The 23,972-nt window shown below is 61.5% G+C and carries 24 protein-coding genes; 15 read left to right on the forward strand and 9 right to left on the reverse strand.

The annotated features are described in order from the left end of the window. Nucleotides 1-73: 73 nt before the first annotated feature. Both FJW05_RS08075 and FJW05_RS27665 read right to left on the reverse strand, forming a co-directional pair. Nucleotides 74-958 carry a cation:proton antiporter gene (locus tag FJW05_RS08075; RefSeq protein ID WP_246673273.1) on the reverse strand — a complete coding sequence of 295 codons (885 nt, stop codon included), beginning with the start codon at nt 956-958 and terminating at the stop codon, nt 74-76. A 29-nt stretch (nt 959-987) separates the two neighbouring features. Further along, entirely contained in the window at nt 988-1,266 is a 279-nt protein-coding gene (locus FJW05_RS27665) for a cation:proton antiporter (RefSeq protein WP_246673274.1), read from the reverse strand. A 955-nt stretch (nt 1,267-2,221) separates the two neighbouring features. Here FJW05_RS27665 and FJW05_RS08080 point away from each other — a divergent pair. The 6 genes from FJW05_RS08080 to FJW05_RS08105 all read left to right on the forward strand — a co-directional run bounded on the left by FJW05_RS08080 (nt 2,222) and on the right by FJW05_RS08105 (nt 5,075). Further along, on the forward strand, nt 2,222-2,740 hold the full coding sequence (locus tag FJW05_RS08080) for a sigma-70 family RNA polymerase sigma factor (protein WP_246673276.1): 519 nt from the start codon (nt 2,222-2,224) through the stop codon (nt 2,738-2,740). After that, nucleotides 2,727-3,512 carry a hypothetical protein gene (locus tag FJW05_RS08085; RefSeq protein ID WP_140630119.1) on the forward strand — a complete coding sequence of 262 codons (786 nt, stop codon included), beginning with the start codon at nt 2,727-2,729 and terminating at the stop codon, nt 3,510-3,512. The genes FJW05_RS08080 and FJW05_RS08085 overlap by 14 nt, the downstream gene beginning before the upstream one ends. 105 nt (nt 3,513-3,617) lie before the next feature. Then, a complete protein-coding gene (locus tag FJW05_RS08090) occupies nt 3,618-3,887 on the forward strand; it encodes a hypothetical protein (RefSeq protein WP_140630122.1) in 270 nt (89 codons plus the stop codon). A gap of 146 nt (nt 3,888-4,033) precedes the next feature. Further along, nucleotides 4,034-4,321: a hypothetical protein gene (locus tag FJW05_RS08095; protein ID WP_140630125.1), complete on the forward strand. Its 288-nt coding sequence runs from the start codon at nt 4,034-4,036 to the stop codon at nt 4,319-4,321. Continuing rightward, nucleotides 4,318-4,593 (forward strand): ribbon-helix-helix protein, CopG family, encoded by a 276-nt coding sequence (locus tag FJW05_RS08100; RefSeq protein WP_140541384.1) that lies wholly within the window; start codon nt 4,318-4,320, stop codon nt 4,591-4,593. Before FJW05_RS08095 ends, FJW05_RS08100 begins: the two co-directional genes overlap by 4 nt. A 38-nt stretch (nt 4,594-4,631) precedes the next feature. Then, on the forward strand, nt 4,632-5,075 hold the full coding sequence (locus FJW05_RS08105; RefSeq protein ID WP_140630127.1) for a hypothetical protein: 444 nt from the start codon (nt 4,632-4,634) through the stop codon (nt 5,073-5,075). Between the two features lie 296 nt (nt 5,076-5,371). On the opposite strand, the gene FJW05_RS08110 is transcribed toward FJW05_RS08105, so the two are convergent. The 4 genes from FJW05_RS08110 to FJW05_RS08125 form a co-directional block, all read right to left on the reverse strand. Further along, complete coding sequence (locus FJW05_RS08110) at nt 5,372-6,562, reverse strand: FAD-binding domain (protein WP_140630130.1); 1,191 nt, start codon at nt 6,560-6,562, stop codon at nt 5,372-5,374. 14 nt (nt 6,563-6,576) lie between these two features. After that, nucleotides 6,577-7,140 (reverse strand): SH3 domain-containing protein, encoded by a 564-nt coding sequence (locus FJW05_RS08115; RefSeq protein ID WP_140630133.1) that lies wholly within the window; start codon nt 7,138-7,140, stop codon nt 6,577-6,579. 14 nt (nt 7,141-7,154) lie between these two features. Next, nucleotides 7,155-7,400: a DUF982 domain-containing protein gene (locus FJW05_RS08120; protein ID WP_140541381.1), complete on the reverse strand. Its 246-nt coding sequence runs from the start codon at nt 7,398-7,400 to the stop codon at nt 7,155-7,157. 63 nt (nt 7,401-7,463) lie between these two features. Continuing rightward, on the reverse strand, nt 7,464-7,883 hold the full coding sequence (locus FJW05_RS08125) for a hypothetical protein (RefSeq protein WP_140630135.1): 420 nt from the start codon (nt 7,881-7,883) through the stop codon (nt 7,464-7,466). A gap of 2,165 nt (nt 7,884-10,048) precedes the next feature. Here FJW05_RS08125 and FJW05_RS08130 point away from each other — a divergent pair. Continuing rightward, nucleotides 10,049-10,261, forward strand: a complete 213-nt coding sequence (locus tag FJW05_RS08130) for a hypothetical protein (protein WP_140541378.1) — start codon at nt 10,049-10,051, stop codon at nt 10,259-10,261. 283 nt (nt 10,262-10,544) lie between these two features. Here FJW05_RS08130 and FJW05_RS08135 read toward each other — a convergent pair whose 3' ends face one another. Further along, entirely contained in the window at nt 10,545-11,378 is an 834-nt protein-coding gene (locus tag FJW05_RS08135; RefSeq protein ID WP_140541502.1) for a 3-keto-5-aminohexanoate cleavage protein, read from the reverse strand. 88 nt (nt 11,379-11,466) lie between these two features. Here FJW05_RS08135 and FJW05_RS08140 point away from each other — a divergent pair, with 88 nt between their 5' ends. The 4 genes from FJW05_RS08140 to FJW05_RS08155 all read left to right on the forward strand — a co-directional run bounded on the left by FJW05_RS08140 (nt 11,467) and on the right by FJW05_RS08155 (nt 17,410). Next, the gene (locus FJW05_RS08140) at nt 11,467-12,351 is read left to right on the forward strand and encodes a MurR/RpiR family transcriptional regulator (RefSeq protein ID WP_140630953.1); all 885 of its coding nucleotides are present in this window, start codon (nt 11,467-11,469) and stop codon (nt 12,349-12,351) included. Beyond that, a complete protein-coding gene (locus FJW05_RS08145) occupies nt 12,348-13,694 on the forward strand; it encodes an aspartate aminotransferase family protein (RefSeq protein WP_140630139.1) in 1,347 nt (448 codons plus the stop codon). Before FJW05_RS08140 ends, FJW05_RS08145 begins: the two co-directional genes overlap by 4 nt. A gap of 48 nt (nt 13,695-13,742) precedes the next feature. Then, nucleotides 13,743-14,711, forward strand: a complete 969-nt coding sequence (locus tag FJW05_RS08150) for a TAXI family TRAP transporter solute-binding subunit (protein WP_140630141.1) — start codon at nt 13,743-13,745, stop codon at nt 14,709-14,711. 155 nt (nt 14,712-14,866) lie between these two features. After that, a complete protein-coding gene (locus FJW05_RS08155; RefSeq protein WP_246673278.1) occupies nt 14,867-17,410 on the forward strand; it encodes a TRAP transporter permease in 2,544 nt (847 codons plus the stop codon). Between the two features lie 531 nt (nt 17,411-17,941). Here FJW05_RS08155 and FJW05_RS08160 read toward each other — a convergent pair. Next, nucleotides 17,942-18,385 carry a thioesterase family protein gene (locus FJW05_RS08160; RefSeq protein ID WP_140630149.1) on the reverse strand — a complete coding sequence of 148 codons (444 nt, stop codon included), beginning with the start codon at nt 18,383-18,385 and terminating at the stop codon, nt 17,942-17,944. Between the two features lie 117 nt (nt 18,386-18,502). Next, nucleotides 18,503-19,363: a LysR family transcriptional regulator gene (locus tag FJW05_RS08165; protein WP_140630153.1), complete on the reverse strand. Its 861-nt coding sequence runs from the start codon at nt 19,361-19,363 to the stop codon at nt 18,503-18,505. Between the two features lie 97 nt (nt 19,364-19,460). Here FJW05_RS08165 and FJW05_RS08170 point away from each other — a divergent pair, with 97 nt between their 5' ends. From FJW05_RS08170 to FJW05_RS08185, 4 genes are read left to right on the forward strand one after another with little or no spacing between them, the layout of a single operon-like run. Further along, complete coding sequence (locus FJW05_RS08170) at nt 19,461-20,798, forward strand: aspartate aminotransferase family protein (RefSeq protein WP_140630158.1); 1,338 nt, start codon at nt 19,461-19,463, stop codon at nt 20,796-20,798. A 28-nt stretch (nt 20,799-20,826) separates the two neighbouring features. Then, on the forward strand, nt 20,827-21,276 hold the full coding sequence (locus FJW05_RS08175) for a cobalamin B12-binding domain-containing protein (protein ID WP_140544029.1): 450 nt from the start codon (nt 20,827-20,829) through the stop codon (nt 21,274-21,276). A 59-nt stretch (nt 21,277-21,335) separates the two neighbouring features. Next, complete coding sequence (meaB, locus tag FJW05_RS08180) at nt 21,336-22,274, forward strand: methylmalonyl Co-A mutase-associated GTPase MeaB (RefSeq protein WP_348639809.1); 939 nt, start codon at nt 21,336-21,338, stop codon at nt 22,272-22,274. Continuing rightward, nucleotides 22,271-23,962 (forward strand): methylmalonyl-CoA mutase family protein, encoded by a 1,692-nt coding sequence (locus tag FJW05_RS08185; protein ID WP_140630173.1) that lies wholly within the window; start codon nt 22,271-22,273, stop codon nt 23,960-23,962. Before meaB ends, FJW05_RS08185 begins: the two co-directional genes overlap by 4 nt. Nucleotides 23,963-23,972 lie beyond the last annotated feature (10 nt).

Consider the following 23,972-nt stretch of genomic DNA (forward strand, 5'->3'; position numbering starts at 1 on the left):
GTCCCGCATCCCCCGTGCAGTGCCGGCTGCCGAAGCATGAAGTCCCCCTTGATGGCAGCCGGTCGCCCAGTTCTTATGCCGATTCCCTGGCAGTCAGTCCCATCTTTTTGATAAGCCACTGCATCGTCAGGCCCTGGACAAAGATCGAGAACGCCACAACGGCAAACGCCGTGACGATGATCGCCCCGCGTTCTGCTATGTCTTGGGGGAGTGCCAACGCCAACGCCAGGGCAAGCGAACCGCGCAGGCCTCCCCAGACAAGAACATGCTGATATCTAAGATCGACTTTCAACGAGGTGGGGTAGAGCAGGAAACAGAGGGGGTAAATAGCTAAAACCCTGCCGAGAAGGACGAACACCACGGCGATCGCCGAGCTGGCTGCGAAAATGCTGAGCGGCTGATGCGCCTCATGGCCGCCAAGCAGGATGAACACGATCGAGTTGGCGAGGAACGCGGCGTAGCCCCAGAAGGCCAGCACGTGACTGCGCGCGTTGGCCGATATTGCGCCTTTCCAGCCTACATTTCCGACCAGCAGACCCGCGGTGAGCGTCGCGAGGACGCCTGACATGCCAAGTTTCTCGGCGATCAGAAACGACCCATAGGCGGCAATCGTCGTTAGCGTGATTTCCACCAGATGGTCTTCCGTCCGCCCCGCGATGAGAAGGAGCACCGCTGCAACGGCCGCGCCGATCCCAATGCCGCCGGCGACGATCAAGACAAAAGAAGAGGCGATGCCCACGGGCGTGGCGCCGGCGCCTGACGCCACTGCGACCAGGATGGCGAAACCGACTGCCGCCGCGCCATCATTGAGCAGGCTTTCGGACTCGACCAGCAACCCGAGGCGCGGCTGCACCTTCATCTCCTTGAAGGCAGCCAACACCGAGACCGGATCCGTCGCCGCGATCAGCACGCCGAAGAGGCTTGCGCCAGTCCAGCTCCATCCGAGCAGCCAATGCATGCCGAGTGCTACTACAGCAGCGGCGATCGCTACCCCGGAAAGGCAAGCAAAGCAGTCACCGGTAGGTTGACGCGGAAATGGCGCCATTCGATTTCAAGCGCCGCCTGGAAAATCAGCGGCGGCAGAAACACTGTGAAGATCAGCTCCCGGCTGAGAGGCAGCTCGGTTCCACCCGGGACAAATCCGAGCGCTATCCCAGCCGCTACCAGCCCGACGCTGTAGGGGAGGCGGAGCCGCCTCGAGATCATGGCGACAAGCGAGGCCGTCAGGAGTATGAGCCCGACGGTGGGAATAGAGAGTTCGTCCATTCCGGATTATGGCTAGGTGGGATGGGATTCGGCAAGCAAAGCCGTTGTCAAAACAAGCGCGGTCATGGACGGCGCCAACTGTGGACACCAGAGCTTGAACAGGCCAGGAAGGTCTCAGCCGATTTTGCCTTTGAGGATGGATAAACCTGCCATCTGATCATGCGATATCAACATCGGCGAAAGTCGGCGGATACCGGTGCCTTCGCACGCACGGCGCCTCCAACACAGCAAGTGCCGCCGTCGGGCCTAAATGCTGCCTGCGCACGGAGAGGACTCAGGGCGTTCTGCGTGCACTCAGCCCAAACCCTCGCCTGCACGTGGGAGAAGGTCTATCGCAATGCCGTTGGCTTTCGTGGTGCGAGCGCAAGATTGAAGTAACCCGGCAGTTGCTGGCGCTTGTCGCGGATCGAAGCTGTCTTGTCAGGATCCGGCAGAAGGACCACCATTCGTGCTTGGCGCCTCGGGAAGAGCGGCCTGCCGGCTACCAAGAAAATGAGGGCGAGGCCGCATACTACCAAGATTGCAGCTAACATGTTTGCGATAATCTCGCCCAGATGCATCGCGACGGCCTCATTCGCAGCTGGGTTGTCGACGCCAGCTCCCCATCGATACCGTCGAGCAAGGGATTCTATTCCACGCTTGCTTCGCCAAGGAGCGGGGCCCGCCCTCCCAGTTATTTTCGCTGTTGCCTGGAATAGTTTCCGGGCGGCCTTAGTAAATGGTGCAAGGAGGGTGAGCACGAGGCCGAGACGTATCGAAGGCCATATCGGACACGGGAGCGGCGCAAGCATCTGAGGTTACATGGCACCCAGATCTTGGAACCGGGAGGAGCACGCTCCCAGTCGGCCCAGCGGTAGCTGTCCCTGCCCGCTGGGCCGCCTACTCGTCAGCGTGATGCAAGGTGGAGGCCTGAAGTGACTCAAAAGTGTACATCTTTGGTGATATGAAGACCAAGTTGGACGTCATACCGCACCTCGAGGATCTTTGGCGTTACGGTCGCGTCCTCACCGGCAACGATTCTGACGCGGATGATTTGGTTCAGGAGGCGCTTGCCCGCGCACTGACGATGGCCGCCAGCTACGACACGTCACGTCCCTTGCTGCCCTGGCTCATTACTATCGTTCGCAACACCTTCCTCACGCATGCCAGCCGCGCCCTTGCCACCCGGGAGCGGATGGCATCATTTGCAGATGTAGCGGAGTCAGCCTTGCCGCCGTCGCAGGAGCATTCGGCTGACCTCGCGAATGTACAAAGGGCGCTAAAGCGAATGCCGGCCGACCAAGCCGAAATACTGCATCTGGTCGCGGTGCTGGGTTTCACATATTCAGAGACCGCCGACCTTCTGGGCGTGCCGGCGGGAACGGTGATGTCGCGCCTCAGCCGCGCCCGTGCGGCGCTGAAGCGCAACCTGGAAAACACCGATGGCGGGACTTCTCGTCTCAAGATAGTGGGAGGGCGCGATGCGGCATACTGATGGCATTTCCCAAGAGGATATCAATCGTCTGCTGGATGGTGAGCTCTCTGCGTCGCAGAGATCCGATCTGCAAGCCCGCCTTGCACGTGAGCCGGCGCTGGCGGCGGAGGTCTTTGCTCATGCACAACGCATGGAGGCGTTGCGCGCCTCACAGCCCCAGCGGCTGTTTCCGCCGGGTGCGAGCGTGGCGAAGGCAAAGAAGCTGGAGGGTGCGTTTCGCCGAGGGAAGATGCTCGCGCTGCTCCGACTCCAACTCGCCGCCGTCGTGCTGGTTGCTATCGGCTGGGGCGCGAACTCGTTGACTATGCCGCTCCGCCAAGGAGGCAAGACGGCTGATGAAACCTTCATCTTGGCCGCGCGGGACGCGTTGCGGGTCGCGCAGCTCAATGCAGGCCCCGAGAGAGGTGTCGAGCCGAAGCAGGACAAGATCGAACGGCTGGTCGGCGCCATCAACGTCAGCATGCCGACCCTACCGTCAGTGTGGGTGGTCAGGGATGTCCAGGTGCAGCCGTGGAACGGGAAACAAAGCGTGGTCGTCACAGCCGATACGCCAAGCGTTGGTCGCATCACCCTCGTCGCTGCCCCGATGAATGGCGAGGATGCAGTGCCGCCCACCCCGGCCACTGACGGCCGGGTACCGACAGTTTACTGGCAATCGGGCGGAACGGCGTATGCGTTGATGGGGTCCGCCGCGCCGGACCGGCTCGAAGTAGAAGCAAAGCAAATTGAAGTCGCCACCCGGAGGAACGTTGCTCCCAAGACAAGAGGTTGACCGTCGCCCCGCCTTGAACCGCATTCCCGTCCACCAATCCCCTGCCGCCGCTGCCTTCGGTTTCTCTGCGGCGCTCTCGATACGGCCTGAAAGAAGGCTCGCGTGATGAACGTCTTGTCGTTTGAAAGAAGATACTGTCCCTCTAAATGTCCGATCTGCGCCGGAATGGCTTTGGAGGCCGATATCGCGCTCCGCAAGGTGGAATTCCAGTGCGCTTCTTGCGGTGCCTTTGAAATCACTTCAGCGGCGCGCGTCGCAATGAAGGGGCTTTCTCAGGAGAGCCGCGGGATGTGGCTATCGCAGGCTCGGCAACAGCATTCGACGATCCCGGTCGTTGCCTGTGCAAACGAGACGCTGCCGCGGGGCGCATCGTGAGATCCGCGTCACGGCAGTCAGGAAGTGCGGCCGCGCGGGCACTTCCTCACGGCCCGGCATCAGGTTGGGGTGGTGCCGGGCCGCTAGGTCGCAATGCTTGCGTTCGTTCTTCACCATCGAAAGGCATTTGGTTTTGAGTGCGGCAAATGCAATCCCGTCAGCTTGAAGACTATGAAGAAGTTGGGCTCATCGGGTATCCCTGCGATGGAGACTACGTCGCGGTAGTCGGCGCCAACCGCCGTCAAGATTGGCTGCTCGGCGGCGAGTTGTGCGGCTTGAACGGTGCTGTTATTGTCGATCAGGCGGCGGCGCTGCCGCGCTACTATCCGCAAGGCTGCCGCCTCGTCCTGGCCACAATCAGGAACGACTGGGTTGTCGCCATCCGCAATTACGATGACTCTCAAGCCAGTCGGCGCCCCGAGCTGCAGTCATGACGGCGGGATCAGACGGCCGAGACCCGCTCGCCCTCGATGATGCGCCTGCCGATATTCGCGCCGCGATGATGCTGCGGGAATCTGCCTCGATGCCATTCGACCCTGGCATCGAACTGGCGCTTGCCGAGGCTGCCGCTGCAATGGGGGTCCCGCGATCGGATATCATCCGACTTGCCCTTCGCGAATGGCTGGCCACCAATGCGGATTTGGTCGATCAACGACGTCGAACGATGTCGGCGAAACCGGGTAACGCTAAGTCGATTGATAGCTGACGTCGATGCCTCAAAGATCCTTTAACGGCCGACCCACGTTGGGTCTGTACGAGCCGATCAATGTTCTCAAGCCGGTCGCTTCGGACCTGTGGATCGTTGATGGACCGTCGATAGAGTATGATCTGGGGCTGATGAAATTTCCTTTCAGTACCCGTATGACGATCCTGCGGCTCCGCAACGGCGATCTGGTTCTCCACTCGCCTACAGCTCTCACACCGGCGCTGCGCACCGCAGTCGATCTGCTCGGACCGGTCCGATTTCTGGTTGCTCCGAACTCGTTGCACTATTGGTGGATCCCGGACTGGAAGGTTGCCATTCCAGACGCCGAGGTTCTGGCCGTGCGCGGATTGCAGAAGCGGGCCAAGCGTCCAATTGTCGTGGACCGGCTTCTGGTAGGCCGACACTCGCCGTGGCCTAGCGAAGTCGACCTTTTGGTGGGTCCACATTGCCCGCGAGCGCCGCAGCATGGGGTATTTTCGTGAGATGCCTGCCATGCCTGTCCTGGTGGGAAACCTGCCCTAACACAGGCACGGCGCTGATCAAATCCGCCGAGCCGATCTAGCGGACTAAACAATGAAATGAGGATCAGATGGCCGTCTCAGCAGCTGGGCTCATGGAGGCAGTCGTCCGCATGAGTTACCCATGCTGGGCACCGACCAGAGCAGCGGCAACCTGCCTTCCGAGAAGTGGAGGCTCGCAGCCCGATCTACCGCCAGGCAGCGGCTTTGGGAGTCGCTTTCCAAAGAGAGACGTTCGGTGCTGGCGGGGCTAGGACCGGCTAACGCCAGTGATAGTCGGGGAGTTGCACCGCGTCAGTAATTTCTTTTCCGATCACCAGACGCGCCAGGCCGGGTAGGGCAAATGCATTTGTCACCAAATTGCGGAACACAAGTCCCAACTGCGTCCTGGGCGCCAAGGCGCTGGCGAATCGCGCTGCGCCCTGCTGCTTGGCTCGTATATAGTTCCGCAGAAGCGCCTCGTAGCTACTGAAAGCCTCTTCATGTCGGCCGTCGGCCTTTAAGAGCTCCCCTGCCAGGATGTATGCGGAAATCATGGCCAGGGCTGAACCCTGTCCAGCTAACAGGGAAACGCAAAACGCGGCATCGCCGGTCAACACTACGCGACCTTTGGACCATCTGCTCATCCTGATCTGGCTGACGCTGTCGAAGTAGAGTTCATCGGTATGGCTCAGTTCCTCCAGGATGCGGGGGCATTCCCATCCGCCATCGGCATACTTCTTGCGCAGCATTTCCTTTTGCAGGTCCAGCGCCGTTGGCAGAGGACTCTCCTCAACGGTGAAGACGAACAGGAAAAGGGTGCGGTTGCCGTGCAGCGTGAAACGGCCGAGCATCCGCCCCGGCAGGCCATACATCAAATACACGTCTTCATCGCGTGGCCGGTAACCCTCGACCTCGAACGCAGCGACTGCATAGCCGAGTTTCTTCTCAAACTGTTGCCGGGCTCCGAACGCGAGCCGCCGAACGCCTGAATGCAAGCCATCGGCGCCGATTACCAAAGCGTAGTCGCGTTCGCCTCCACGTTTCAGTTGCACCCGGACACTGTCCGATTTTTCCTCAAGCCCGACGATCTCATTGCCGAACATAATGTCCGTCGTGTCTTTGATCTTTTCGAAAAGCAATCGCGAGAGATCGCTACGCGCGAGGGTCACATAGCGGCCGTTTGTCAGCTCGCCGAAGACGTCTGTGCCAAAGCCTGCGACACGCTTTCCGTTCTCACCCACGATGCGCATTTCGCGCACGTGATATCCTACGCGATTGACATCTGCCTCAACGCCCATCCACGAGGCTATGTCATAGCCGAGACCCCAAAAGTCAATGACATAGCCGCCGGTGCGCAATTTGGGCGCCTGTTCGATCAGGGTCGGCCGGAATCCGGCGGCTGCAAGCCAAAAGGCTAGTGCCGGTCCAGCAATTCCTCCACCAGAAATCAACACCGTTCGGTCGGCCATATAGAGCCACCAATCTAGAGCACTTCACCGGGGTAGACGCCCCACAGCCCTACTTGTTTCATAAAACCCATTGAGGGACCGGCCGCGAGCGCGCACCACTGTCCGTCGCACCAGCTCAGCTTGACTTCAACGCGAGGCTCGAGCCAAGCAACTATGGCGCTGTCCGCCGCCGGCTTGGCGTACAAAGCGAGGCGATCCTTTGACCAAGGAGCGACGATGCCAGTTCTGCGCCCTGACAGGAGCGAATGATGGATCCAGCCGGAGCTTCCGTCCCAATCTCTCACCCGGCGCCAATTGCCGTACTCCTGATAGATCTCCAAGGGGATGCCACGTCGCTTGAAAACCCATTCGATACTGTAGCCTATACCCGGTCCGATGCGCAGATTGGCAGATGAAGCCTTCAGCGAGACGAAACGAGGCAGAGAAGGCGAGCCAGTCTCTGCGCGAACCCCCGTGATATTGGCGGATGCTGCGACCAACAGAATTGCAAGGGCGAGACGGACGAAACCGAGGCATCCGTGATGTCTAATTTGTCGACTGGCCGGCGAGAAGCCGAACGGCGCACCGCGTTTTCTCATGACGACGAGCTATATTACTCGACGAGCATGTGCGCCTCTCGAGCCGCGTCGACCAAGGCGTCCCTGGCCACGTCAGCCGCAATACCACCGTTCATCGCTTGCCGGCAGGCCCTGAGCGCCGCCAGATGCTTCTGGCTTCCCGCGCTGCGCCAGTGCTTGGAAAGCAGGTCGACAGCCTGTTTGGCATTGGAAAGATTGTTGATCTCGCCAAATACGCCGGTGGCCACTGGCACGGGCCTTGAAAACCACGCTTCATACATGGCTGCGCCTCCGTCGCGAGTATCGCCCGGCGACAATCGCCTCGCCGGGCGAAATCAAAGCAATCAGCTCTTGGTGTTCTCCTGAGCCACGCCGTTCGTCGGGATCGTGTCCATCGCTGACAGTTTATCGGCACACAGATCCGCCGCACCCGGCACATCGCTTTTTATCCCGGCCAGTTTCACCCACCCGCCATCGCTGATGAAGCTGTCTCGCTGATAAGAGGAGGTTCCCTTCAGCTTGGCGAGATTGTCGCCGGCGTTGGACGCCGTGATAAATTTCTCGACACAAAGATTGGCAACCAGTTCAGCCTTTGCCTTCATGGCGGATGTCTTGGCCATCTCCGCCGCCGTTCCAGCCGTCGTCCAGCCTCCGGCGGTGAAGCCGATGATCATCGTCAGCACAACAGCACACACGACTGTCCAGAACCACAGGGTCTTGGACGGTTGGTAAGCGTCGAAGCGTTGCGAAAGTGTTTGATCCATTATTTCCTCCCTTTGAGACACCTGTGTTTCAGGTTGATTTCCACTGCCTTGGTGGACGCTGGTCATGTGGCGATCGGTCGATCGAACGACACGGTGAGGTGTTCTCGGCCGGGGCGACCCAGATCAAGAGGCGGGGCAGGGGGACGCTGGGACCGAGCGGCAGAACTTTCGGTCTTGAGCGCCTCGGAGCAGATCCTCGTGCGCTCGTCTCCCGCATTTCAGCGCCAGAAACGCTATGCCTGAGCACCCGAAAATTATGCAAAGTGACGAGCACGGACAAACTTCACCTGGTTGTTGCATATACCGAGATCGAGCGGAAACTATTCCATGCCAGTCGCGATTATGTGAGACTCGGTGAACTCGTCTGCTCCCGTAGGGCCCAAGGCTTCGTGCCGAAAGGTCTGCTCACGTATGGGGTAAGGTCAGGAGACCACACGAGCGGCAACCCACGTCAGCCAAATTACTGGCCGGAAGGTGCTGTACGCGGCCGAAATTATCTGATGGGCAGCCGGCTGAGTTAATCAGGCGCCGCGTGATTAAACCACGCATCCTCGAGCTTCATGGCGCGCCGCAAGCGTTCGGCTGAACCCGGCGCACTGGCTGGCATCAGCATGAAGCCAATGACGACGTCGCATGCGACGGGGAAGATGGGCTTACGCGTTCCCAGGCTTCCCGCGGCCGGCAGAAGTCGCATCAGCCCGCAATCATGGAAGAGGGCATTCCCGGCGCCATGTGCTCGAGATGGGTACCGTTCATAAAGCAAATCGCCGGGGAGGACAGCCCGAGATCGGAGCGGCCCTCGAATGACTACTGTACAATCATGCGCTGGCTGTTGTGGTTTTCGGCCCATGTGCTTTGTCAAAAGCTTGCTGGGCCTCCAACTGGTCCTTGGTGAAGTTAATATAGAGGTATTTGTTGCCACTCCGATCTTTCATGAATGAAAGTTTATCCATGCCTAATGCGGTGCGGCGCACGGCTCGAGGCTCGCGGGGCAGGCAAAGAACGGCACGACGTGCTGCCAGTTCCGCCGCCAGCTCTGGGCGATGACCGGATGGCGCTGCCCCATTCGCCGGCTACGAAATCGTCCGGCCTTGATGCCAACCTCGGCCTCTGCGGCTTAGCCCGGCGCTCTCCTTGCGCAAGATTTTCAAAAAAATGTCTTCCGGCCGGGAATAGTTCGCCCCCCTGCCTGGTAAGTCGAGCAGTAGGGATGAACTTTCGGCCTCCGTCAAGCCAGCGGGCCTCTCGGACACGCCATGGGCTAAGGGGGCAGGGACCGAGTCACGACGGCGAGCGCGTTGCGTTCGGAACGAGCCGCGCCCGTCCGGCCCAGCGGCTGTCGTCTCATGCAACCGCCCGGCCTGGAGAGGCTTTGTGAAAATAACGCCGTGAGAACGCAGTAATGGAACGCAGTAATGGTCAGAAAAGGAGCGGGCCTTACTGTCAGCAACTGGGGGTTTCACGACAAATCTTAGTGCTGAAAAGCGCGATGTCCACGAATGAATGTCTTGCCGTTTGATGGAGGCCGCAAATATTATCCATCAGCTTGCCCGATTTGTGAGGGGGCCGCCCTGGAAGCCGATCTGGCGCACCGGCAGGCAGAGTTCCAATGCGCCTTTTGCGGCGCGTACGAAATCACCCCCGCGGCGCGCTCGGCCATGAGAGGTCTTTCACAGGAGCACAGAGCCTTATGGCTGTCTCAAGCCCGGTAACAAGCCGGAGCCTCGCGACAACTTGCGCTCGTAGTTTGCGCCAACGAGCCGTCGGTTCCTCAGTCGAGCAGCTCTCAGTGATCCGTCAGGCATGTGTTCGAGGAAGTGCGACTGCGCGGGCACTTCCCTGCGGCCCGGCACCCGTTGGGGTGGTGCCGGGCCGCCCATCGCATGCGCGGGACCTTACCATTCGTGGATACGAAACGATGTCCTTTGGAGGGATGTAAACTCAGATGCGCGAATTGGAAGAATATGAGCAGATTGGGTTAATTGGTTACCCGCGCGACGGGGATTACATAGCTGTGGTGGGGGACAGGACTGGTCAGAATTGGTTACTCGGAGGTGCATTGTGCGAAATCGATGGCGCAACCATTGAGGATCAGGCGGCTGCATTACCGAAATACTATCCGAACGGCCGGCTCGTGGTGGCCACTATCCGAGGCAGCTGTCTCGTTGCTGTTCGAGACTATTGACTGGGGCGGCCCGAAGAAGCCTTCATTCATCGACCGCGCCAACGGCAAGTCCACGACAGCCGGCGGTCAATTCGAGACCCGCGCCTTGCAGACCATGGCGCGGCAAAAGGCAAAAGTCAGACTGGGCCCGCATCATTCGATGCGAGGACAGATAGCGTTCGAATCTCTAGTCTGCCTGCTTTCAGGCGCGTGATTGTTTCTGGATCAAATCCGGGGGAGCCGCGCAACTTCCCGCCAACTCGAGAGTGGCCTGGCCTCAAAAAATTGCACTTGCCTGCGCGAGGTCGAGCCCTCCGGCCGCCATGAGCTCGCCAATGGTCGCTGGGTTTATGTCGACCGCCTCCCCGGCGTGATGAGCTTCGCGCGTCTTCGAATCTGGCATTGTTCCCTGGGGCACGCCGTGAAATTTGCCAGGGACCCAACGAGCAGCGGGCAAAATTGGTCTGACAGTTCTCTCAAACCTATTTGCTACGATCTCAACGCTGCCAGCTATTTCGTAATGAGGCCCCGGTATGGATTGGCCGTCCAAAGCCCCGGAGCCGCTGCGCGACAGTATCGACCAGAACCGCATTTGATGCCGCAATCGAACCGTCCGGAAGCAGAAGATTGTTTTCGAACCCGACCCGGACGTCTCCACCAAACAATGCTCCCGCGCATACGCAAGCAGCCTCGTCACGACCGAAGGCGCAGACCATGAACGACCGGAAGCGTGGAACGTGAGGCGAAAGGAATGGCAGCAGATCAGTGGGGGCAGATTGCTGCGACGCTGTATAGCGGCCCAAGACAAACAGCACAGGAATGTCGTCCCAGGGAATTAGCCCCCGTCGATGCAAATCGAACAGGTACAACGCCTCGTCAGGATCATAGAGGATGATCTGCGGCAGCACGTGCTCGTGCCTTAGCCAGGCGAGGAACGTGGCGAAAGCCGCCTCGGCATGTCGATCCGGGACAAGTTCACGCAGCGCCAGCGAGACCGCCTCGGGTCTGGTCTGGCGCACCACCTTCATCTGCCTTTCGGGCTCATAAAGACCAAGCGCCTCGCTTGTTATTTGCACCACCAGGGCATCGCCAACGCAGCGTCGGACGGCAGCGGTAGCGGCGCGATACGCGTCAGGGTCGAGAACGTGCCGCCCGTGCCGGTCGCGGACGTGGAGGTGGATCATGGCCGCGCCAGCCTCGAGACACTCCGCGGCTGCCCGAGCCAGCTCGGTCTGCGTCATCGGCAGAGCCGGATGATCGGCTCTCGTGCGCCTGCCGCCATTCGGTGCGACGGCGATCGCAACCGCGCGGTTTGATGGTTGAGACTGCATTCGGATGACCGATGTTGACAATTGGATCACCAAAATACCGTGTGAAACATTTGTTGCAAACCGAATTCAAGCGCGGCAGACTGCTTTGATGGATCAGGGGCCCTTGGCGGAACGCCTCATAGCCGAATTCGATGGCATGTCGGCGCAGCTGCGGACAGCGGCTCGCTACATGCTTGATCATCCGAGCGACGTGGCCCTGTTATCCATGCGTGAGCAGGCGCGGCAGGCGGGCGTGCAACCGGCCACCATGACGCGCCTCGCCAAACACCTGGGTCTCGAAGGCTACGACGCGGTGCGCGATTCCTATGCGGCGGCGGTGCGGGGCGGCCACCTCGGCTTTGCCGGGAAAGCAGGAATCCAGGTGAAGAGCCAAAAGCTCAAGGGTGATCGCGCCCAGGCTACCGAGATGATGGACTCGCTTGCCGTCCAGATCGCCCGGCTGGGCCGGCCGGAAGTCTTGGAGCGGATCGTGGCGGCGGCGAAACGCCTCGCGGAGGCACGACGCATTTATTGCCTTGGCCTGCGATCCAGCCATCCCATCGCCTGGCACGTGCACTATGTTTTGTCGCTCATCGGCGAGAGCTCGGTTCTGCTTGACGGTATTGCCGGAACCGGCGCCGACGCCATCGGTCGCGCCACCGATGCCGACGTGCTACTGGTGGCAAGCGTGCTTCCATATACCCGACAGACCGTGGAGATCGCCGAATATGCTGCTGGGCGCGGCGTCCCGGTTGTCGCGATCACGGACAGCAAGGTTGCGCCACTTGCTCAGATTGCGCAGGACGTGATTGTCGTTCCTACGCACAGCCCGTCTTTTTTCCACACTATGGCGCCCGCTTTTGCCGTTGCTGAAATCCTGGCCGCGCTGGTGGCTGGCCACGGCGGCGAGTCGGCGCTGGCTGTGCTTCGGTGTACAGACGAGCACCACGCAGCGCTCAACATACATCTGAAACCGCGGCTTGGCATGAAATGACCCATCTTCTGCATCGCACGACCAAAGGCTTGCTTCCGATCGCCGTCGGCGGCAAAGGCGTCCAGATATTCGACAGCAACGGTCGCGCCTATATCGATGCATCCGGCGGCGCGGCCGTGTCGTGTCTCGGTCATGGCCATCCAGATGTCATCGCGGCGCTGCACGACCAACTCGATCGCATTGCTTATGCTCATACCAGCTTCTTCACCACAGAGGTTGCCGAGCGGCTCGCCGATCGTCTCGCTGAAGATGCTCCCGCTGGATTGAGCCATGTCTATCTCGTGAGCGGCGGGTCCGAGGCCGTCGAGGCGGCACTGAAGATGGCGCGGCAATATTTTGTCGAGAAAGGCGAGCCGCGGCGCCGCCATGTCATCGCCCGCCGTCAGAGCTATCACGGCAACACACTCGGCGCGCTCGCCACAGGCGGCAATGAATGGCGGCGGCGGCAGTTTCAGCCGTTGCTCATCGAAACCCATCATATCGATCCATGTTTCGCTTATCGCTATCAATTGCCCGGAGAAAGCGATGCTGACTACGCTGTGAGGGCGGCGCAGGCCCTGGAGGACAAGATACTCGAACTTGGTGCCGGCGAGGTCATCGCCTTCGTCGCCGAAACGGTGGTCGGCGCGACTGCCGGAGCCGTGCCGCCGGTGGCCGATTACCTGAAGCGCATTCGGGCCATCTGCGACCGTTACGGCGTGCTGCTCATCCTGGACGAGGTGATGTGCGGCATGGGCCGCACCGGCACGCTTCACGCTTGCGAACAGGAAGGCGTCGTTCCCGATCTGATGACTATCGCCAAGGGACTCGGCGGAGGCTATCAGCCGATCGGCGCCGTGCTGCTCGGCCGGCATATCTTCGACGCTTTCGCCAACGGCTCCGGCTTTTTTCAGCACGGCCACACCTATATGGGGCATCCGATGGCCGCGGCCGCCGGTCTCGCGGTCCAGGAGGTGATCCGTCGCGACCATCTGCTTGACAATGTCAAAGCGATGGGCGCGCGTCTTGAGCGGCGCCTGAGCGAACGTTTCGGCAATCATCACCATGTCGGCGACATTCGTGGCCGCGGCCTGTTCCAGGCGATCGAACTCGTGGCCGACCGTGGTTCAAAAGAGCCTTTCGATCCGGCGCTGAAACTCAACGCGCGGGTCAAGAGCGAAGCCATGAACAACGGCCTGATGGTCTACCCCATGGGCGGCACGATCGACGGCGTCCGCGGCGACCATGTGCTGCTCGCGCCGCCGTTCATTGCCACCAGCCAGGACATCGATGCCATCGTCGAGCGGCTCGGCGACGCGGTCGATGCAGCTTTGCGCGCGCCCGGCTTGGCGGGACGCGCATGACCGGAGCCCGGCGCAAGGTCGGGACCAACCACCAGAGAGGTAATCGAAATGCATAATCTGCTGAAATCCCTGGTTGCCGTGACCGCGGCGGGGTGCCTGCTTGCCGCCACACCTTCGTTTGCCGAGCAGAAGTTCATCACTATAGGTACCGGCGGGGTGACCGGTGTCTATTATGCCGTGGGCGGTGCCATTTGCCGGCTCATGAACAAAGACAGGCAAAAGACCGGCATACGCTGCTCGACCGAATCGACGGGCGGGTCGGTTTTCAACGTCAACTCAATCAATACCGGCGACCTCGATTTCGGCCTTACCCAATCCGACGTGCAGTTTCAGGCTTATAACGGCGTCGGCCCTTTCGACGGCAAGGCAATAAAGGACTTGCGCGCGGTCTTCTCGGTCCATCCCGAACCGTTCACCGTTCTGGCACGGCCGGATGCCGGCGTGAAAGTCTTCGAGGATTTCAAGGGCAAGCGCTTCAATGTCGGCAATCCCGGTTCCGGAACGCGGTCCTCGATGGAAGAGCTGTTGAAGCAGATGGGTTGGACATTGAAGGACTTTTCGCTCGCCGCCGAACTCAAGGCCGATGAACAGGGCAGCGCGCTTTGCGACAACAAGATCGATGGCTTCTTCTACGGCGTGGGACATCCCTCCGCGGCAATCCAGGATCCGACGACGGCCTGCGGCGCCAAGCTCATTCCGCTGACTGGTACGGCCGTTGACGCGCTCGTGAAGGCGCATCCCTACTATTCGGTCGCGACCATCCCCGGGGGCATGTATGCCAACAATCCCGATCCGACGACGACGTTCGGCGTGCGCGCCACCGTGGTGACGAGCGCCAAGACCCCCGACGATGTGGTCTACGAGATGGTCAAGGCGGTTTTCGAGAACTTCGACGACTTCAAGAAGCTGCATCCGGCCTTCGCTAATCTCGATCCGAAGGAGATGGTCAAGGCCGGCCTTTCGGCGCCGCTGCATCCGGGCGCCGAGCGCTACTACAAGGAGAAAGGCTGGCTCTGAACCTGTGACATTGGCCCGGGCCGCCTTGGCGGGCGGCTCTGGCCGCAAACCAAACGACCAAGATAAAAAATACGGTCGAGGGGAGAGCGATGACAGATCAGTTCCGCCAGGTGGAAGCGCCTGAAGACGTCGACCTCGACAAGCTGAACGAGATCGTGGCGGAGGCCGACACTGGTGGGCGCAAGCCGACGGGTCTCGCCGCGTATCTCGTTCTGGCAGTGTCGCTCGCCTGGTCGTTGTTCCAGCTCTGGTACTCCTCGCCGATCCCTTATATGTTTGGCTTCGGTGTTGTCAGCGACGGGATCGCGCGGTCCATCCATCTGGCCTTTGCGCTGTTTCTGGCACTCGTCACCTTCCCGGCGTTCAAAAGCTCCTCACGCAACCGCGTTCCGCCGCCCGACTGGGTGCTTGCCATAGCGGGCGCGACGGCGGCGCTTTATCTCGTCGTCTTCTACAGCGAGATCGCCACCCGGCCCGGGCTTCCCACGACCACCGATCTCGTCATCTCGATCGTCGGCATCGTTGTATTGATGGAAGCTGCCCGGCGCGCCGTCGGCCCTGCTATCACCATCATCGCCGGCCTCATGCTAATATACATCTTCGTCGGGCCCTATATGCCCGGCCTGTTGGCGCACAAGGGCGCGACGCTGTCGCGCGCCGCCTCGCAGATGTGGCTCACCTCCGAGGGCGTGTTCGGCGTTGCGCTCGGCGTCTCGACCAACGTTGTCTTCATGTTCGTGCTGTTTGGAACATTGCTCGAGCGTGCCGGGGCCGGCGGCTATTTCATCCTGCTTGCCTTCTCCATCCTCGGCAAATACCGCGGCGGCCCCGCCAAGGCCGGGGTCGTCGCCTCTGGCCTGACGGGAATGATCTCGGGATCATCGATCGCCAATGTGGTCACCACCGGCACCTTCACCATTCCGCTGATGAAGCGCGTCGGCTACACGCCGGTCAAAGCAGGTGCCATCGAATGCGCAGCGGGCGTCAACGGGCAGCTCATGCCGCCCGTGATGGGAGCGGCCGCCTTCCTCATTGCCGAATATGTCGGCATTTCCTACGCCGAAGTAGTCAAGCACGCCTTCTTTCCCGCGCTGCTCACCTATGGCTCGCTCTTCTACATCGTCGATATCGAAGCGATGAAGATGGGGTTGAAGGGTCTGCCGTCGCGCAGCCGTCATCCCGCCTTGCAAGGGGCCGTGCGCTCGCTGATGGGTGTCTGCGCCTTCGTCATTCTGGCCGGGCTCGTCTATTACGGCATCGGCTGGACCAAAACGGTCTTCGGCAGCGCGGCGATCTGGGTGATCGTTGCGGCGCTTGCCATCGTCTATGTCGGGCTTGTCGCTTACAGGGCCAAGCACCCCGACCTGCCGCTCGACAGCCTCAAAGGCAATATTGTGGAGATACCGCATTTCGGTGAGACGGCACGAACCGGCCTGCATTTCCTGCTGCCGGTGGTGCTCCTCATCTGGTGCCTGATGGTCGAGGAGCTTTCGCCGGGCCTCTCCGCCTTCTGGGGCTCCGCTGCCCTGATGGTATTGATCGTCACGCAGCGCCCGCTGACGGCGTTCTTTCGAAGGGAACATCAATTTGCGCTGCGCTGGCGGGAAGGTATCGTCGATCTCATCGAGGGCTTGTCGGCGTCCGCGCGCAACATGACCACCGTCGGTATTGCCACAGCGACGGCCGGCATTATCGTCGGCACGGTGCTCTTGACCGGCGTCGGGCTGGTGATGACCGAGCTTGTCGAATTCATCTCGGCCGGTAGCTTCATGGTCATGCTGCTGTTTACCGCCATTATCTGCATCATTCTGGGCATGGGCATGCCGACCACGGCGAGTTACGTAGTCGTTGCGACACTGATGGCGCCCGTGATGGTGGATCTCGCCGCCCAGAACGATCTGGCTGTGCCGCTAGTAGCCGTGCATCTTTTCGTCTTCTATTTCGGACTGATGGCCGATGTGACGCCGCCGGTTGGTCTTGCGGCATATGCAGCGGCTGCCATTTCGGGAGCCGATCCCGTGAAGACCGGCTTTCAGGGATTCAAGTATGAAATCAGGACGGCACTGTTGCCGTTCATCTTCATCTTCAATAACGGCGTGCTCATGATAGACATCCAGGGGCCCCTGGATTTTATCCTCGTCATAGTGACATCGGCGCTGGCCATGGTTGCTTTCGTTGCGGCGACCCAGAATTGGTTCCTGGTCCGAAACCGGTGGTACGAGTCGCTAGCACTCCTGTTGGTCTGCTTCACGTTATTTCGCCCGGGCTACTGGCTCGACCTAGTCGATGAGCCCTTTACGGCGAAACCCGTCTCCGAATTGAACCAAACCGTAGACGCCACGCCTTCGGGAGAAGCGCTTCGTCTAAAGTTGAAGACGTTCAACATCAGCGGCGACGAGATCGAGAAGCTGATCCGGCTCGATCTCGCCGAGGGCAAGAACGCGACAGAGAGGCTGGAAAGAGCTGGACTGACCGTGACTGCTCTGGGTGACACAATGACAGTCGGAATCGTGCGCCTCGGCAGTCAGGCGGCAAAATTCGGGCTGCAGCCCGGTGACGAAATCACCGGGATCATGGTGCCAACCAGCCGACCATCCCGCTACTGGTTCGTGCTCCCCGCGTTCTTGCTGCTCGGGCTCGTTTTCTGGCTGCAGAGGCGACGAAGGGCTGGCTCCTTGCCAAGTGCGGGAGCGGCCTAGCGAGTGAAACACATGCGCGGCGGAGACGACCTGCGACACGCGTCATTGCAGGACTTCCGCGAGGGTGGAACATAAGGCGCCTGGCGGCCTTAGTTGTCGGGTAGCGCACCCTCGCCAGATGGCGCGGGCTGCCCACAGTCCGAGAGCCTGCCATTCGCATATATTTCCAAGCCGACGGATCAATCGCCGTCATTGTCTTTAGGTTCGCCAGACCATACGAGATCATGCGAAGGATTTGGGTTGGCTAACCATCCCGTAAGCCATTGGATTTGTTCGGAAGACTCACGTCCTCAACGACTAACATAATCATTATTCGTCAATAGGTTACGAGGCAGTTCGCCGAAATGGACTCAAGAAGCCGACCCAGACACTCACCCATCCCATTTGTCTTCTGCGGAATGGCTGTTTTGCGCCCAGTCGTCGCCGTTTACGCTAATCGTTATCGACTCTGAAAGCTGACGCCCACCTGCGGGCCCAGAGATCTGCGCGCCCCAGTGCTGTCGATCCATCACCAAGCACTTAGTCTCAGCCTCAAATGGCGCCGCCGTGACCTGGCGCAGCGGTGGTCGCCATGGAGGATTTCAGGCGCTGTAGCATAGTCTCCGTCAGCGGGATTGATTTTCGTTCCGCAAGGTTGAAGAAGACCGTCTTGGCGGCCAGCTTGGCAGCGAGTTCGCCGCCATGGAGCCTGCGCATCTCGTAATCCGTCTGGACGGACGTGCGGCCGACAGTGCGGACCGCGCCGTAGATTTCCACGATGACCCCGGACGCCACCTCGCCGACAAAGTCGATCTCATGCCGGACGTCCGCCCATCCCCTGTCGGCCCATTCGGGCGTCGTCGGCGCCCAGCCGGTCGCCTGTCCCAGCAGGATGTTGATGGCGTCATCGAAAAAGGCGACGTAGAAACGCGTCGTCATGTGGCCCATCATGTCGCAATTCCAGGGCTGAACCACAGCTCTCGTCAATAGGATCATTTTTGCTCCAGTAATTCGTTCGATTGCGACCGTTATCTAGCGGGGATTGGCTGCCTCTGGGGAGGGCCAATCGACGGTCGGACCACTGCGCGAGCTATTTCGATGGCGGTAAGTCGATTACAGCGACGGTAGGACGCTCCGAATGTGGCTGGCAAACGCCTCGACGGCCGGCGATCGTGTGGTCTCGGCGAAGGCGATCAGAACGCCGAGCCGCGATAATCTCGGAAGCGGCGCGTTTAGGATGAACAGGTCCGACGGGACGGCTTTCTGTGTCATCACGCTTATGGCGAGGCCGGAGCGCGCCACGGCTATCAGACCGGTAAGGCTGTTGCTGGCATAGGCTATTTTGTAACGCAGCCCGGTGCGCAGCATGGCATCGCAGGCCGCCTTGTGGTCCATGGCGTTCGAAGCCGGCAGGGCCAGCGGCACGGTCTCGCCGAAGTCGTGTAGCTCCAATGTCGGCTTGCTGCCGACCCAGACCATCGCTTCCGTGCGCACGACCTCCTTGGAGGCGCTTGCATCGGGAATGGAGACGAGCGCCAGATCGACCTGCCGCGAATGCAGCAGATTGTGCAGTTCGACAGTCGGCGCCGCCACGACCTTGATCTCGATGTCCGGATAGAGGCTCCCGAAACTTCTCAAGAGCGTGGGAAAGAAAGCGCTCAAATAGTCTTCCGGGCTGCCGAAGATGATCGAGCCCTGCAGGCCTTTGCCGGAGAAAGCCGAAACCGCTTCGTCGTGCATCTTGAGAATGCGCTCTGCGTAGGCAAGAAAGCGCTCACCGCTGCCGGTAAGACGCACGCCGCTGCCGCTTCGGTGGAACAGGCTTTGGCCGCCGAGCGCATCCTCGAGCCGCTGTATCTGCATCGTCACCGCCGATTGCGTGCGCCCGACCTGCACGGCGGTCGCGCTGAGCGTTCCCGAATGCGCCGCGCGAACAAATGTCGCCAGCAATCTGAGATCGAGAGGTGCGGGCATATCAATTCCGTTGATACCGGACTCCAGCATCTATCAATTTTACTGCCGTACCGCCAGCCGCTAATCTTCGGGCCTGCGTTTTTGGCGAGGCTGCGACATGTCAAGAAACCTGGACAATGCCTTCTGGTCGGCGGCGCGAAAGCACCTTATTCGATATGGCGGCGCCTTCGAGCCCGCCATCATCGAGCGAGCCGAGGGGTCGTTCGTCTACGATGCCGATGCCCGGCCCATACTCGACTTCACTTCCGGCCAGATGAGCGCGCTGCTCGGGCACGCGCATCCGCGGATCGTCGCGACAGTGCGGCGCCAGGTCGAAACGGTGGCGCATCTCTTCAGCGGCATGCTGTCCCGCCCGGTCGTCGAGCTTGCCGAACGCCTCGCCACGCTGGCGCCCGGCCTCGACAGGGCGCTGCTGCTTTCGACGGGCGCGGAATCGAACGAGGCGGCCATCCGCATGGCGAAGCTGGTGACCGGCAAGCACGAGATCGTCGCCTTCTCCAAAAGCTGGCACGGCATGACCGGGGTTGCCGCTTCCGCCACCTACAGCGCCGGGCGCAGGGGCTACGGGCCAGCGGCGGCCGGCTCGATTGCGATCCCCGCGCCGAACAGCTTTCGGCCGCGCTTCAAGAAGGCCGACGGCTCGCTCGACTGGGCGGCCGAGCTCGATGACGCCTTCGCCCTGGTCGACAGCCAGTCGACCGGCAGCCTCGCGGCCTTCATCGCCGAGCCGGTCCTGTCGAGCGGCGGCATGCTGGAGCTGCCGCAAGGCTATCTCGCGGCGTTGAAGCAGAAATGCCGCGAACGCGGCATGCTGCTGATCCTCGACGAGGCGCAGACCGGCGTCGGCCGCACCGGCGACATGTTCGCCTTCCAGCGCGACGGCGTCACGCCGGACATCCTCACCCTGTCGAAGACCATCGGCGCCGGCCTTCCGCTGGCGGCTGTCATGACGACCGCCGAGATCGAGGAAACCGCGCATGAGCGAGGCTTCCTGTTCTACACTACCCATGTGTCCGATCCGCTGCCGGCCGCCGTTGGCCTGACAGTGCTCGATGTCGTCGAAGAAGAGCGCCTTGTCGGGCGCGCGCGCCATCTCGGGGACAGGCTTTTCGCCGGCCTGTCCAGCCTCAAGCAGCGCTACGAATGCGTCGGCGACGTGCGTGGCCGCGGCCTGATGCTGGGAGTCGAGATCGTCAAGAACAGCCAAGGTCGTGAGCCCGATCATGAGCTCGGTGCGAAAATTGCCGCCGAGGCCTTCAGACGTGGACTCAGCATGAACATCGTCAAGCTACCCGGGATGGGCGGCGTGTTCCGCCTCGCCCCGCCGCTGACGATTTCGGAAGACGAGCTCGATCTTGGATTGCGCACCATCTCCGGCGCCATCGAAGCGGTGCTGTCCACGGGCGCTGGCCGCGTCGGCGTGGCAGCCGAGTGACGGGCCGGAACCCATGAACGAAGCGAGCATGACCAAACAGGCCTCGGACGACACGCCGAACCGGGATGCGACGGCCGGCCCCATCCGCGTGCTTGTCGCCAAGCTGGGGCTGGATGGGCACGACCGGGGCGCCAAGGTGGTTGCGCGGATCCTGCGCGACGCCGGCATGGAAGTCGTCTACACTGGCCTCTACAAGTCGCCGAGCGAAGTCGTGGCAGCGGCGGTCCAGGAGGACGTTGACGTCATCGGCGTCAGCCTGCTTTCCGGCTCGCACATTCCGCTGTTCCGGGAACTGGGGCGCTGCCTGCGCGAGGCGAAGGCCGACCATATCTTCGTCGTCGCCGGCGGTGTCATTCCCGAGCAGGACTATGCCGCTTTGTGGGACAGCGGCGTCGACGCGATCGTGCCGCAGGAGGCGCGGGCCGAGCTGATCGTGACGACGATCAGGAACCTGATTGCCGCTCGTGGCCGCGTATGACCGTCCCCATGCCTTCGCGACCGGTGAAGCGCGCGGCATATAGGCCCTCGATAGAGCTCGTGCCCGAGATACTCGGGGGCAATGTCGCCGCCATCGCCCGCATGATCACGCGCGCCGAGGCAGGCTATCCAGAGGCCGCGCCGGCGTTGGCGGAAATCTACAGGCATACCGGCAAGGCGCATGTCGTCGGCATCACCGGCGTTCCGGGAGCGGGCAAGTCCACGCTTGTGTCTTCCCTCATCCGGGGATTCGCGTCGGAGGGACACAAGGTCGGCGTCGTCGCCGTCGATCCGAGCAGCCCGTTCTCCGGCGGCGCGATCCTCGGTGACAGGGTGCGCATGAGCGAGGCGGCCTCATCCTCGCAGGCCTTCGTCCGCAGCATGGCGACGCGCGGCCACCTGGGTGGCCTTGGCCGGTCGACGCTGCAGGCGGTCGACGTCCTCGACGCCGCCGGCTACTCACCCATCATCATCGAGACGGTCGGCGTCGGCCAGGACGAGGTGGAAGTGGTGACGGCCGCACACAGCGTCGTCGTTCTCTCGGCGCCCGGGCTCGGCGACGACATACAGGCTATCAAGGCCGGCATATTGGAGATCGCGGATATCCACGCCGTCAGCAAGGCTGATAAGCCGGAAGCGGCGGCAACCGTCTCGGCCCTGCGCGGGATGATGACCCTCGGTTCGGAACGGACGGGGTCGAAATGGACGCCGCCGGTCCTTCCGGTAAGCGCGGTCTCCGGCGAGCGGATCGGCGAGCTGAAGGACGCCATTTCCAGGCACTGGTCGCATCTGCGCGAAAGCGGCGAGCTGGCCGAGCGGCAGCGGGGCATTTGCCGGACGCGGATCCTCGGCGCGGCCAGACATCTTTTTCAGCACAAATTCGATGAGCGGGCCGACGAGATCGGAGAGCATATCCAGGCCGTCGTGAACAGGGACATGGACCCCTCCGGCGCGGCTTATCTTCTGCTCGGCTGGGCGAACGAGCGGCGAGCGACATGAACCTGTTCTCCGAAACCGCGATCGAGGACATCCGCGAAAAACAGGCGGCGTGGGAGGAGAAGGAACTTGCCGCCGCGCTCAGCAGCAGGCCGGAGGAAAAGCCGGCCTACAAGACGGAATGCGGCATTCCGCTGAAGCGCGTCTACACGGCCGCCGACATCGCAGATATACCGGCCGATGAGCTCGGTTTCCCCGGCGCCTATCCCTTCACCCGCGGAGCCTATCCGACGATGTATCGCGGCCGGCCGTGGACAATCCGGCAGGTCGCGGGCTTCGGCAATCCCGAGGCCACCAACCAGCGCTACAAATACATGGTCCAGACCGGCCAGACCGGGCTCTCCACCGATTTCGACCTGCCGACCCTGCTTGGCCTGGACTCGGACGACCCCCGAGCGTTCGGCGAAGTCGGGCGCGTCGGCGTCGCCATCGACACGGTCGACGACGTCGACCGGCTGTTCGACGGCATAGACCTGGAAAAGATCTCGGTGTCGCTCACCATCAACCCGTCGGCCTGGGTGGTTTACACTATGTATGTCGCCGTCGCGGCGCGGCGCGGCTACGACCTCCACAAGCTGGCGGGCACGCTGCAGGCGGATCCGTTGAAGGAGTACGTCGCGCAGAAGGAGTGGATCTATCCGGTGCGCCCCGCCGTCAGGCTGCTGCGTGACCTTATCATGTACAGCGCCAAGACGACGCCGAAGATCAATCCCATCAGTCTCAGCGGCTATCACCTGTCGGACGTGGGCGGAAACGCGTTGCAGGAGATCGCCTTCATCATGGCCTTCACCATCGCCTATTGCGAGGAGGTCACCGGCGCCGGCATGGACATAGACGACTTCGCGCCCAGGCTGTCCTTCTTCTTCATCAGCCACCAGGATTTCTTCGAGCAGATCTGCAAGTTCAGGGCGGCAAGGCGGGTCTACGCCAAGATCATGGCGCAGCGCTTCAAGGCCAGGAAGCCGGAATCCATGCGGCTGCGGGTGCATGTGCAGACCGCGGCGATGAGCCTGACCAAGGTCGAGCATCACAACAACCTGATGCGCACGGCCATCCAGGCGCTCGGCGCCGTGCTGGGCGGCTGCCAGAGCATGCACACCAACGGTCTCGACGAGGCCTTCGCCATCCCCACTGAAGAGGCCATGAAGCTGGCCATCCGCACCCAGCAGATTATCCGCGACGAGATCAACGTGACCTCCGTGATCGACCCGCTCGGCGGCTCCTATTTCATCGAGCGCCTCACGCGCGACATGGAGACCGAGATCTGGAAGCTTCTGGACGAAGTGGACGAGCGCGGCGGCGCCGTGAAACTGGTCGAGGAAGGCTGGTTTCAGCAGAAGCTCGCGGACTCTGCCTATGCGACGTTCCAGAAAATCGATTCCGGCGAAAAGATCTCCGTCGGCGTCAACCGCTATGTCGATGAGGCCAGCAGCTCGGCCGAGGTGCACATCCACCCCTATGACGAACAGTGCACGCAATTGCAGATCGACCGGCTCAACGCGGTGCGGACAGGGCGCGACAACGCCCGTGTCCGGAAGCTGCTGAAGGAACTCGCCGAGGAGGCAGGGTCCGACGAAGCCAATCTTTTGCCGAAGACCGTCGAGGCCGTGGAGGCGAAGGCGACGCTCGGCGAGATCTGTGCGGCGCTGCGCGAGGTCTGGGGCACTTATGCCGAACCAATGATTGTCTAAGGAGGATGCC

Origin of the sequence: Mesorhizobium sp. B2-9-1 (assembly GCF_006439455.1) — a bacterium.
GTDB lineage: Bacteria > Pseudomonadota > Alphaproteobacteria > Rhizobiales > Rhizobiaceae > Mesorhizobium.